The following is a 13,506-nucleotide window of genomic DNA, read 5'->3' as shown; positions in this document are numbered from 1 at the left end:
TATTAATTGTTTATTATATTCTATTTCATCTTTATCTTCATATCCTCTGAAATATACTTTTTCAATTTGATCTGTATTAAAACCATAACTATCATCATCACTCATAATTCCTTTTGGATATGCACATCCTGAATAATCCCATATCTTTTCATTTGAATCTCCTGCAAGTCTTTGCATTCTTCCTGTTATAACTAATTCTCTGTTAGAATTCTTTAATAACACTACTGTTCCTAATGGCAACAATTCATCTTTACTATATTCCACTTCACTCTGTTGACTAACTGTTGTATTTGTATCATCTTTTTTATCTGCATTCCCAATTGTTAATTTAAACCCACATCCATTTAACATAACAACTATACTTATTACAAATACTCCTAAAATGATATTTTTCTTGTACAATCTTTTTTCTACTAAATTAATTATTTTCATTTAACTTCCACCTTATATATTAAATACTTGTAAATTACTCATTCTAAAATCCCTTAATCTGTATCTTTCTTAGATTCTAATTCAATGCCTCCTCCTATTCCATCAACAGTCTTAAATCCACCATTTCCGTTTATTATATCTTTTTTGTACTCAAATCCAATTCCACCTAAATCTAATTGTACTTTCCCTGAGTTATCAATTCCATTTTCAATTTCATGTGCTGAAGCTGAAAATCTTCCAAAGGATCCCAACAATGTTCCTTCTAATTCTCCATTATCAAACATAAGTGCAGCATCTCCATTCATTAAACTAACGGAGCCATCAACCTTATATTTACTATCACCTGCTTGTATTTCTTTAAATTCATATGGAAAATCTATTAACTTTCCACTTATTTCAGTTCCAACTTTTAATGAAGGTGAAAACTCCATATTATCATCCGCTAAATTTAATTTTATACCTATGCTTCCTTCATATTGTAATACATCTACATATAATTTAAAGTCATCACTATTACATAGAGTTGCTCGTTTCCCTTCCTTTGAAGATTTCCATTCTTTATAAGTATAATCATTTATTTTATTTAAAGTATTATTTGCACACTTTAAATTTCCATAACTATCTGCATCAAGATATGCATCAGAATCATCAGCAATAAAATATCCAAACTCATCAGTTCTTCCTGCAAAATATTGTCCATTTGAAGCTTTTTTCTTTACTCTAGCTCCTGTTCTATTTCTAGTTATTGGATCATAATCAGGTAATTCTTTCATATCTTCTTCTGAAATTTTGTATGATTCAAATACCCATTTCTTTTTATTTGCTTCTTCATATTCATCTTTATTATCTGGTACAAAATCCATCCACTTATATGAATCTTTAGAACATTTTGCTCTACCAGTAAAATATTGTCCATTTTTCGCCTTATATTTCACCCGTGTCCCTTCTTTAACTGTAGGCATATTAATATCTGGCAACATCAATGCTTCCATAGATTCAGCTGTTTGGGTCATTGCTCCTAATAAAGCTTTTGCTATATTCACTCCATGAAACTTTATTTTCATCCTTTTCAAAAGTGCTTCTGCAACTCCATTTTGTGGATCATCATCTGTAAATGCATCAAATGTTTCTCTACATCTTCCATTTTCAAATACAGCATTAGCTTCATTATAAAGCTCATTTTCAATTGAAATATAACTATGGTTGCTTTTCTGTACGATTATTTTGCTTCTTGCATTGATAGATACACTTCCACCGCTTAAACTAACATCTCCATAAGCCCCTAATGATAAGTTTCCATTACTTGTTAAGCTTATTCCATTTTTATCATTAAGATTAACATTTAGCCCGTTTCTTGAAAAATTAATTGCTCCTGGTAATATATCTAAACTATTTCCACTTTCAGTTGAGAAATGTCTATTATCTGTATTAGATAACTTTTCACAGCTACTTCCATTCTTTCTTACACATGCAGTTACAATTGGAGTTGCTCTATCACTTGGGAAATATAACATTGCACTTTCGTTAACTATAGGCATAGCATACATTATATTTCCTGTTGGTGGTGCAAAGGTAAACCATGCTGCTTTTGAAGAATTTTGTTCTTTATCTATACTTAAATGAAGCTTTACCTTTTCTCCTGATACCTCTAGAACTTTACCTTCAAGCGAAACTCCTTTTATTTTAGAGTTATGTATTTTATCTTGCCAAATTCCTTTTTTTCTACAAAACCTATATTTATAAATCAATTCTCCATTATAAAGTTGTCCAATATATTGATTAACATATAGCTCCTTTTGCTTAAAATAAATTTTATCTCCTAGATTCATTCTTTTACGATCTTTTACTTCATAATAGAAAAAATCCGTATCATGAAAATCTATTCCTAAGCTTTGTGCTTTATAGTATCTATCTAAATCTTTATGAGCTTTATAATTTAAATCTTCATTTAATTCATAGGCTTTGCCATCAGGTCTCCCAAAATAAAACATATTATTAGAGTTTATTATATCACAAATTAATTCTAAGCCTAACTGACTTGCCACTCTTTTTAAAAATTGATAATCAGTTTCTCTATATTGAAACAAGGCTTTTCCAATACTCATTGGTCTATCCATACATTGAGTAAAAACATATCCTGAATAATCTTTAAGTATCTCATTTATTAAATCATCATAACTCATTTCTCCATCTTGAAATGACCTTGTTTTTTCCTCAATATCTAAATTAAAACTACTTGTTGATGCTTCTAACTCCAAAAAATATATTCCTTGATTATTTGTTGTCTTAACATCTTGTATTATTCCATTAAATATTATTGATTTTTCACCATTTTCTAATTCTTCATATAAAATGATTTTATCTTCCGTTAAAGCTTCAATAGAATATTTAAAATTTATACTATCATCTATTAAACATTTTAAATATAAATGTCCATGTTCATTAGGTTTACAGAAAATTTTAATATCTTCTATCTTAAGTATTTCATAAGGGCAATCTATCTTTAATTTATGAAGTACTTCCATTTTCCCCTCTTTTCCCCCTTTTTCCTATATTTTTTTGTATTTTAATTAATCATCTTGACCATGTGTAACAAATTTTATATTTCCACCTCTGCAACAAAAGATAATAGAATCTGTTGTAAGAGCTTCTTCTCCACCAACTATATTATCCCCTTTAGTTTTTAACCAATCAGATACTATTATAGGTTCACATTTTATTCCTGTTTTTAAATTTCCATCATCGTCTATAACAGTTATTTCTGTTTTTGTTGTAAATGCACCTGTCTCTTTACATACTCCAAAGTAACTTATATTCTTGTCTGTAGCATCTTTTTTATTTAAAATAGGTTTATTCTTAACATAACTTCCGTGACTTGTTGGAAGATTTATTTTTCTCTTATTACTCCCTTTACTGCACTCCATCTTAGCTCCTCTTACAATATAATGAATAGCCACAATTTCCCCTCCTATTCTTATTTTTCTCTTATCTCTAATCTTTCAAGGTATATGCCTTCAAAATTTCTTCTAAGTAAACTTTCAGCTACATCTAATCTAACTACAACTAATGTATTTGAACTTTCTTTGATTTTAAATATCTTCTTATTTTTAATTTTTTCTTCACTCAATATTATTTTTTTAACTACTGTTTTATTTAAATTAAGCTCTGCATCTTCACTTAATGCTTCTACTTCTTCAAAAATAGGAAGATAATAAATATTTTGTTTAGATCTATGAAAATCAATTAAAGCAATCATCTTAAAAATTACATTTGCATTATATTTTTCAAGTATTATTTTCATGTTTTCACTTACTAAAAACAATTGTGTATCTAGAATATCTAAATATTCATTTCTTTCATTAGATTTTACATAAAGAATTTTTTCATCTTCTACTTTATGTGCATCAATTAAATTTATATGTTTTTTATTAATCTGTTTAAATAAATTTAATATTTCTGGAGTATAAGAGTATCTTTTATCTTGCTTTAATAAAAAATAATCCATTATTTTCTCCTTTCTAAAAATTATGTTTAAATCTACTTTTCTGTTGATCTTTCATATAAAAGAACTGTGTTATCACGATATTCTCCAGCGAATATCATTAGTTCTTCATGATTTTTCATGTCTTTATATTCACTACATTCTAAAAAATTCTCTATCATATTTTGTAATATTTTTATAGCTAAATTATGATACTTATCCCCTTCTATTAACTTTATTTTTTCAATATCCATTTCTGTTATGGTGCGTCCATACTCTTTTCTTTTTTCTAACAGTTCTTGCATATGATTAAAAAGTGGATTATATATAAAAGTTAAATCAATATTTTCTGCACATTCCTCTTTATCTAAAAACCATTTTTCATCATATAAATCTATTCTCCAAATTCCAGTATTCTCTATAAGACTTGTCCTTAAATAAGATATATAAATAAATTTTATTTTTCCTTTTAATCCTTGTTCTTGAAGCTTATTTGCTTTTTTACAAATCTCTTTAAATTTAGAAATTAAGGTTTCTGTTATATTTAATTTATTTTTATTAAATTCTTCATGTATATTAGTACTTTCTTTATCGAATCTTCCATCAACATATTTTAAGTTAAATTCATTCATTATTTTTTCTTTATCTGGCCAAATAATCATTAATTATATCTCCTAATAACTATTAAATTTATTGTGTGTTAATCTTCATTCCTTTCATCGTTATATTATCTTTAATCGTAATACTAGCTCCTGATTGAGATAATGTAACTCCTCCTGAACCTTGTATTGATACATATCCACCACTTATATTTACACTTGAGCCAGACATTGAAATTTGATTATTACTATTAACTTGAATCCCACCACTATCACTTAATCTCATACTATTATTACTAGAAATAATATCTATAGCACCAGGTCTCATTATTATTTCTTTTCCATATTTAGTTCCAATGCTCTTTACAGATGGATCACTACGTTTAGATGAATTACTTGACTGTAAATTAACTGAACTTATAGCATAAGCATTACTTTCAACATTGTCAGGAAAATATAATCTTATTGCATCATTAACCTCTGGCATACAATACCATCCTGTTCCATCTGGTGATGAAAATACTGTTGAGTAAGGTAACCATACTGTTGTATCTTTACTATTTGAATATCCATCAATCTTTAATGAAACCTTAACAATATCATTCTTAACATCCAAAATATATCCCTCTAAAGATGTACCAACTATATTCTCATTAAACATTTTTTTAACTTTTACACCATTACTGTCTCTTAATATGTATTTATTTGATAACATTCCTTTAACTAAAGTAAATTCACTTTTATATATACTTAATTTTCTTCCCTTAAAAGATACTGAGGTAAGTGAATTAAAAATTCTATTAGTAACTACTTCATAGCTAAGAAAGTTTATATCATTTAGTTCATAACTACTGTTACTTGATTTAAGCTTATATTCTTTAAGTCCTTTATTTATTGAATAATTAAATTCATCTAGTTCATATACCGTACCTGGTCCATCATCCCCTATGAAATATTTCACTCCTCCTAATGTACATTCTGGAATAAGTCCTGTATTAAAATGTGACGCTAGTCTCTTTAAGAATTCCCAATCTGTTTCATTATATTGAACAATTATATTATCAATTGTTTCGCTATTTGTAACATAATCTACCATTTTAGCATCTCCATAAGATTTATTTATGTTATTAAAAATTTCTGAATAAGTTACATAATCACCTTGAAAACTTCTGCTTTTCTTTTCTAAATCCATTAAAAATGTTTCACTTTGTGCTTCTATTTCTAGAGTTCTTATATTATTAAAAGAATCTATTGCTATATGTGTAACTATTCCATGAAAAATTTTTGTTATATTTTCTTTATCATCCTTTAAAGATGCTTTAATTATCTGATAACTACCTGCATTTTCCACATATTCATCAGAAAATTCATCTGATATAATACCCTTAATGTAGAACTTCCCATGTTGATTTATTCCTTTAACAACTTTTAATTCTAAAATCTTTAGGAAATTATATGGTTCTATTAAAATATCTCCTTGTGTATATGTGTACCAATTATCCATCTATTTCTCATCTCCTTATACTCCAATATCAATATCAACTTAAACATAGCTTATTTGAAAAATTTTCAATCTGTTTTAAATTAATATTACATTTATTAACTTTATCTTATAGATAATATTTCTAATTTAATAATAAATATATAATTTTTATTTATTCATTTATTATTCTTATAGTATTAACGATTTGCATAACAACGTCTTTCCACTCTTGATGCTCTCCATAAGAACAGCTCAAAGTCCCCATTAATGTCTTTTCTTGAAATTCCAATAAAAACATAAAATTATATAGAAAATCATCTATAGCTGAACTCTTAAAATCAAAATATCCTATTTTTTTCTCACAAACCGCTAAAACACCATCTTCAAAAAATACATTTGCTGGATTTAATCTCTCAATCATTAGTTTCATCGTATCTTTTAAATTTTCTACATATTCTTCAGTTAAAGGACTATCAATAATTTTTAATGTTATTGCTATGCTGCCATCATCATTACATTTTATTATTTCTGGTCTACTTTCTGATGGATATTTAAATTTTCTTGCTTCTTCACTCATATCTTCAAATGTATTTGGTATGTACATTTTTAAAGCTCCATCAAAAAATTCTGTTTCTTCAAACTCATAAAACTTGTCATTTATCTTAACTAATCCATTTGTAATATCTTTTCTAAGTTCCTTTTCTTCTGCTGCATTGATAAAATCTAATATCTTTTCATCTACCCTTTGATCCATATTTTTCATCCTCCCATAACTTTATAGAACTTTCATGAAAATTAACTATCTCCATGATTATTACTTAAAAACTTTTTCTTACTCTAATGGTAAATACAATGTTTGTCCAAAATAAATTTCATCTTCATTTTCTATATCATTTATTTTTAATATTGCAGATTTATTTTTAGAGTATTCAATATTATTTTTTTTACAAATTTCATTTAGTGTATCGCCTTCTTTTATTGTATATACTTTTAGTTTTAGAATATCATTTGTAATTTCTACATTATCTTGTGTAGTTGTTTTTGATAGATTATCGTCTTGTTGTAATTTTTGTATTAACTCATTACTTTGCTTTAGCTTTTGTACCAATTCATCTTTTTCTGAAGTTATTTGTGTATTAATAGAACTTATCTCATTAAATTTTTGAATACCAAAATATACTGTTAACATTAATAAAATAGTTGTTAAGAAAATCATTGTTATATAACATAAACTGACTTTTTTTCTTTTCTCATATGATTTTACTTGCTTTATATCAATTTTATTTTCAACATCATCAAATATATAAAACCCATTAGTTTTCTCCACTTTATCGTTTTTCCATTGGAAAAAACCCCTTTTTCCTGCTATAGGATCAACAACATAAGCTATTTGCCATGATAAGTTGAAAAAATTTTTTTGAATAAATATATCATAATCAGATAAAAATATTCCATAATTAGGATGAGTATGTTGCCACCCTAAGATTTTTTTTTCAGGATACAATCTTTCGTGTTCCTTATGAATATAATTCCAAGTTTCATGGGTAAAAGTTAAAGTAGATGCGGATGCATCAGTATATCTTGCTTCAATGAAACCTGAAATTATAACATTCTTTTTATTGTTAATTTCAGCATAATCTCCTATAAGAATTCCACCACGTTCATGAGATGTATCTTCTTTTGAAAATTTTTCTATTTCCTTATATACATTTTGCTTGATATAAATCTTAATATCATTAACATCTATTTCTCCGACAATAACAAAATTAACAGGAAGGTTAATAATTTTATTACATTTATTAATTTTTTCATCTTCTAAAATTTCAATTTCTTTCATTTAAATTTACCTCATCAATGGATTTATGTTGTAGCTTAAATAATTTTAAAAAATATCATAATAGCAATAATAGCCCATACGGCTCTTTTACTGGTTCCTCCTTTTTCTTCTAGATAATTTGGTTTAATATACTCATGCATGTTTTTTGCTATTTTAATATGTTTTTCTGCATGGCGATTATATAAATAATTACCAAAAGCCCCTGAAAGCACAAAAGGTATAATGAATATCAGTAATATTAATATACTATTTTCACTTAAAATTAAATTAGACAATAACGTTCCTAAAAATATTAAATTTAAAAAATGTAATACATAATATAACAATTGAATCTTATACATTTTTCTATATGCATACCAATGTCCTCCGAAAAATGCACTTGCCCAATTCCAACTCACTTTACTATTAGTAAGATTAAACTTTTTAAATCTTTCTAAAAAATAAGCTTGATTTTTTCCAATAAATGCTCTCATATCTTCATCAATGCTTGTTTCATTATATGGATTGTAATTATTACTAAATATTTCATGTATATATTCAGGCTCTTCAGTTCCCATAATAGTTCCTGTACATCCAAATGTAGTACATGCTTTATTTTCAATCCAACACTCTTTATGATGTGGCATCTCACAAACACTACATACTACAATATCTTCATCTTCTTTAAATTCTGATTTACAATAAGGACAGATTTTTCCTATAAAGTCCACTATTCATCTCCTCCTTTTTATACACATGAACGGTTACTCAATTTCTATTTCAAAATCATATTCATCTTTTCGCTTTTTCCTGATTAACAATTTTAATATAATCAGTATTGATACAAGAAGTGATACTGATAAAATGATAATTACAATTTTTAATTTTTCATTTTGTGCTACAATTTTTTTATAACTAGTTTCTATATCACTTTGTATTAAATCATTATCTTGATCATCCTCATCAGTATTAATATTTTCTTGTGTAACATTATTAATAAAATCGTTTATCTTAGATGTTCCTATTGCAAATCCTATTCCTTCTGCATCTAATATTTTCATAGTATTTATTCCTATTACTTCACCATTTTCATCAACAAGTGGCCCGCCACTATTTCCTGAGTTTATTGATGCATCTATTTGAATATATTCATGATTTTTAATTTTTCTGTTCTTTGCTGAAACTATACCTTTTGTCATTGTGTAGGGTATATCCTCTGGTGCTCCAATAGCATAAACTTCTTTTCCTATAGATAGGTTATCTTCTGAGACAAGTTTAAGAGGCGTTAAGTTTTCATTTATTTCAATAAGTGCCAAATCAATTTTCTTATCAATTTTAGTTACCTTTCCAACACAACTTTTTCCGTTGTATAATTTAACAGTAACAGAACTGAAGGCATCAACTACATGTGCATTAGTAATAATCGTATTATTATTAATTGCAAATCCACTTCCAAGACCTTTATCTGTATAAACAATAGTAACTGAATTAAAAAGATTTTCAGGAACAAAATTCATAGCAAAAACAGGCTTAGGGATCAATAATATACATATTAGAAGTGTAATTGTAAATTTAAATTTCATACAAATTCCCCTTTTTAATCACCTTATTTTGTATTAAATATAAGAACAGAATTTCCAAGTGAAATTGCATCTCCTTGCTTTAAAGTATATTTTGTTATTCTCACTCCATTTACAAAAGTCCCTGATGGTGAACCTTTATCTATAAGCACATATCTATTTCCTTCTTGAACAATATCACAATGCTTAGGAGCAACTAATTTATCTTTAAATAGTACAATTGTATTTTTACCGCTATTTCCAATGCTTGTTATTCCTTCAAATACAAGATATTCCTTTCCTTCAAACTCACCACGTATTACTTTTAGCCATGCAGTTTTAGCAAATTGTTCTAATAATCCTATACCTAATCCAATCAAAACTCCCATAATTATGATTCCAATTGCTCTTGCTACTGTTCCTTTATCTGTTATGTCTAAACTAATAGACTGTGCTATAAAGTTGAATAGAAATCCTCCAATAAAGCCCCCTATAATACCACCTAATACACAATTAATTATTCTCATTTTTTCAGGTTTAATTAAACCAATAGCTATACCTACGCCTGCTCCCATAACTGTCCAACCAATAGCTCTTACAAATCCTAAGTAAACTTGTGAGGTATATTCAGTTGTATCATTTAATAAAGATGAATATGCTGATTGTGCTAAGAATCCGCCACAAAAACTAATAAAAAGTGCTATAATAAGTCCTATAAATCCATACTTAATAGCTCTTTTCTTTGAACCATAATATATACCTTCACCAATTCCCATTGCAGCACCAATAGTACCACCAATAATTGAAGAAAATAATGAAGATTTTAATAGAATTGCACTTCCCCTTATTTTATAAAAATGTGACTCACTAATTCTGCCTAAATTAACATCATTAATAAGACTTTCAATTGTATATCCCTTAAAAGCAAGTATTGTATCATAATCAATTGGCATAACCTCTTGCAATATCCATGCAATGACTCCTCCAATTAAACCATATAAAATTCCTTTAAAAAATATAGTTTTAAAATTAATTTTTCTACCTTTAGGAACAGTAACTTGACTATTTTGCATTCTTGATGCAGTTGGTACAAAATCAATTCCTTCAAGTTCTTCAACCGTAATATCAAAATCATTTTCGTCTGTTTCTTCTATTACTACTGTAGCTATTTCAGAAGTATCCTGGTGCATTTCATTTCCATCTTCTCGCAATACTTCAATATCTTGCAACGCCTCAATAGGATTAACATTTTCACTTTCTTTAATTATTTCATCATCATCATTGAATATATCTATATCAAAATTTGAAGTAAAACTTTCCGAATCTTCCTCACCTGTCCATAAATTTATATTTCCAACCGGAAACAAATGTTTATTTTCAATTGCCCATTTTGCAGCATCTGCACAAAGAGGACTAAATGCATTCCATGATTTATATTGAATCATATCTCCAATATTTACAATTATGTCACATAAAGATTCACCTGCCCCCCATATATCTCCAATGCAAATTTGACTATCCTTAAAATTAGGATGCCATATTGGAGTTTCAATTGTACAAATAGGCTTGTATCTTGGATATTCTGAATGTAACGTAATTGTTATAATATGTTTATTTAAAGTTTCAATTTTATCATCTTTATCCAAATAAATACCATTAATATAATAAGTTACTTTGTATTTTTCAGCTGGTTCAACACCAATTGGTTCAACGATTATATTTTTATGACCATTAAAGCTCTTTTTTATTTCTTCATAATCTGCTGTAATTCTCCTAAGTCTTGCATTCATTCAAATAAACCTCCTAAGACTTCATTTTTATCATTTGATAATTCATAATGAATATACTTTAGACCACTTCTTGAACTAATAATATGAAAAAGTGGAATTCCTATATCAAATAATTTTTTATCAAGAAAGTTTTCATCTCCATAAATAGAGTGAAATGTCTCAAATCTCATTGTCTTTCCACACTTTTCACATATAATATCTTTATTGCTTAGCTTGTTTACTACATTAAAAATATCTTTTGAATGACCACAATTACAAGTTGCTATAGTCACAATTTCTCTATCGAATTCTAAAATTGCACTATCTCCTAAGTCTTTTTTTGCTTGATCTAATGCATCTTTAATAGAAAGATTTCGTGCAGACCATGGCATTTCCTTAATATTTTCGTATGTATCATGACTCATGCAGTCATCTTTTCTTTGATATTCAACTACAAAAGAATCGTGTGTTAAACCATTAAATACATAACCTTTTCCAGCAAGAGTTGGAAAATTTCTATCTTTATGTAATAACTTAAGCATTTCTTGAACTTGAATTCCAGCAATAATAGATGATGATGTTGGCGTAGTAGGAGTTTTGCCTTCAAGCATTTGCTCATGAGTAAGTAATGCACATGATTTTCTTTTATTAATTAAATTCCAATCATTTTCTGTCATTGTACATTCATAACATGGACCTGGTGGCACAAAAACTCTTGCAAATCCATTTAGCACTTCAATAGCTCCATCAATCCAAGGCTTGTTTACTCTATAACAAGATTGATTAATAAAAAGACGAGCTTCTCGATTATCAAGTCCACCTAAAACAATATCCATTTTCCTAAAAACTCCAAGACCTATATCAGTAACAACATTTGCTTTTAGTGAACTTGCCCTAACATCTGGATTTATTTCTCTTGCTTTTTCCGCAGCTGCTTCTGCTTTATATTTGCCTACATCACTCATTCTATATAAAATTGAACGAGTTAAATTTGTTTGTTCAATTTTATCCATATCAATGATTAAAATTTTTCCAATACCTAATAATGCTAAATTTTTAATAAGTTCATTACCAATAGCACCTGCACCGACAACCATAATAGTTGACTTATGTAAAAGTTCTTGATTCCACCACGGTATAAGTTCAAATCTTGAATACCTATTTTCATTAATATCTAAATTCAAAGTTTCTTCCATATTATGCACCTGCCGTTATTTCTGGTTGAAGTCTTAAAACATCACCATCTTTTATTTGTGCGTCGGAAAGTGTTTGAGTTTCTAAAAGCTGTCTTCCTGATACTTTATGAATAAATTTATAACTAATTAAATTTCCATCCGGTCCTATTGATGGAAGTTTTATTTTTTCTATAAGTTTAACCATTATAATACCTATTTTAATATCAGCTGGAAGACCAACCTTTCTCTCTTTATTTCCTGTTGTATCAACAATAATCACATTAATTTTTGACATTTCTTATTTTCTCCTCTCAAATCGTTTATTTGTTATTTTTAGTTTTTTTACAAATTAATCTCATCGTCTTTTATTTAATCAAATCTTTTCCCTATATTTCTAATCATATTTAATCTATCAATATCTTTTTAAATCTTCCTCTCTTATGATTATTATTTGTTTCTAAATCTTCTTTTTGTTTTTTTAATACCTCTAAAAGATATAAATATAGTTCTTCATTTGAGTAATTCTTTTCTTCAATATTTAGCTTATATGATAAGTAACTTATTATTATATCCTTTTCGATTGCATCTTTATTTTGAATACACATAGTAGCAAAAGTTATGTCCCATGCTTCATTAATATTGCACTTTATTAATTCTCTACCAAACATATCTAAAATTATTGGTGATAATCCTGTTGTTCTTTTAGCTGAGTAAGGAACATTAATTATATTCACAGTATCATACTCAGTTGATAAATCTTCAAAACCAGTATAATTTATTCTTAAATGTGCCCCTTCTCTAAGCTGAAATCTGCAAAGTTCCATCTCATTTTCATTTAACTTAACTTCATCATCTAAATGAATTTCTGTGCAATTTTCTATAAAATCCTTCTCTACCATTTCTGGTAAAAATTTAACCTTTACTACAGTAAGTTTATTGTTACATTCATATTTTATTTTTGTATCTTCTTTTAATATATAAATAATTCCATCATGCTTAATTATTCCTTTTCCTATTAATAGAAAATCATCTAATACATCTATTGAGCATCCAAAAACTATTCCATCACAATACTCTTTAAGCATTATGTCAATAAATATTCTTGGATAATCTCTAAGCTCATTAAGCATATCTATTTTTAAAAGTCTACCACTCTCAAATAGTGGATACCTATTTTCAAACACCAAATCAC

General features: G+C 27.3%; 14 protein-coding genes. All 14 read right to left on the bottom strand.

The window, feature by feature from the left end:
• Positions 1–432 (bottom strand): DUF4176 domain-containing protein (locus tag ACYUET_RS12400; RefSeq protein WP_460280046.1); only part of this gene is annotated, 432 nt, incomplete at its 3' end.
• A gap of 53 nt (positions 433–485) precedes the next feature.
• A complete protein-coding gene (locus ACYUET_RS12395) occupies positions 486–2,957 on the bottom strand; it encodes a hypothetical protein (RefSeq protein ID WP_460280044.1) in 2,472 nt (823 codons plus the stop codon).
• Positions 2,958–3,002: 45 nt separating this feature from the next.
• Positions 3,003–3,389 (bottom strand): DUF4280 domain-containing protein, encoded by a 387-nt coding sequence (locus ACYUET_RS12390; protein WP_460280042.1) that lies wholly within the window; start codon positions 3,387–3,389, stop codon positions 3,003–3,005.
• A 17-nt stretch (positions 3,390–3,406) separates the two neighbouring features.
• Entirely contained in the window at positions 3,407–3,937 is a 531-nt protein-coding gene (locus ACYUET_RS12385; protein WP_460280040.1) for an imm11 family protein, read from the bottom strand.
• Positions 3,938–3,969: 32 nt separating this feature from the next.
• A complete protein-coding gene (locus tag ACYUET_RS12380) occupies positions 3,970–4,575 on the bottom strand; it encodes a hypothetical protein (protein ID WP_460280038.1) in 606 nt (201 codons plus the stop codon).
• Positions 4,576–4,603: 28 nt separating this feature from the next.
• Positions 4,604–6,016, bottom strand: coding sequence for a contractile injection system protein, VgrG/Pvc8 family (locus ACYUET_RS12375; RefSeq protein ID WP_460280036.1), 1,413 nt, complete (start codon positions 6,014–6,016; stop codon positions 4,604–4,606).
• Positions 6,017–6,167: 151 nt separating this feature from the next.
• Entirely contained in the window at positions 6,168–6,749 is a 582-nt protein-coding gene (locus ACYUET_RS12370; protein ID WP_460280034.1) for a hypothetical protein, read from the bottom strand.
• Positions 6,750–6,827: 78 nt separating this feature from the next.
• Positions 6,828–7,832, bottom strand: coding sequence for a LysM peptidoglycan-binding domain-containing protein (locus tag ACYUET_RS12365; protein ID WP_460280032.1), 1,005 nt, complete (start codon positions 7,830–7,832; stop codon positions 6,828–6,830).
• Positions 7,833–7,867: 35 nt separating this feature from the next.
• Positions 7,868–8,542, bottom strand: a complete 675-nt coding sequence (locus ACYUET_RS12360; RefSeq protein WP_460280030.1) for an RING finger protein — start codon at positions 8,540–8,542, stop codon at positions 7,868–7,870.
• A gap of 33 nt (positions 8,543–8,575) precedes the next feature.
• The gene (locus ACYUET_RS12355) at positions 8,576–9,394 is read right to left on the bottom strand and encodes a S1C family serine protease (RefSeq protein ID WP_460280028.1); all 819 of its coding nucleotides are present in this window, start codon (positions 9,392–9,394) and stop codon (positions 8,576–8,578) included.
• Positions 9,395–9,417: 23 nt separating this feature from the next.
• Positions 9,418–11,160, bottom strand: coding sequence for an FHA domain-containing protein (locus ACYUET_RS12350; protein WP_460280026.1), 1,743 nt, complete (start codon positions 11,158–11,160; stop codon positions 9,418–9,420).
• Positions 11,157–12,335 carry a HesA/MoeB/ThiF family protein gene (locus tag ACYUET_RS12345; protein WP_460280024.1) on the bottom strand — a complete coding sequence of 393 codons (1,179 nt, stop codon included), beginning with the start codon at positions 12,333–12,335 and terminating at the stop codon, positions 11,157–11,159. The genes ACYUET_RS12350 and ACYUET_RS12345 overlap by 4 nt, the downstream gene beginning before the upstream one ends.
• 1 nt (position 12,336) lies before the next feature.
• A complete protein-coding gene (locus tag ACYUET_RS12340) occupies positions 12,337–12,609 on the bottom strand; it encodes an EsaB/YukD family protein (RefSeq protein WP_460280022.1) in 273 nt (90 codons plus the stop codon).
• A 109-nt stretch (positions 12,610–12,718) separates the two neighbouring features.
• Complete coding sequence (locus ACYUET_RS12335) at positions 12,719–13,498, bottom strand: hypothetical protein (RefSeq protein WP_460280056.1); 780 nt, start codon at positions 13,496–13,498, stop codon at positions 12,719–12,721.
• Between the last annotated feature and the right edge of the window lie 8 nt (positions 13,499–13,506).

The organism is Clostridium sp. CTA-5, from assembly GCF_054768135.1.
This window is presented reverse-complemented; position numbering and strand designations above follow the sequence as displayed.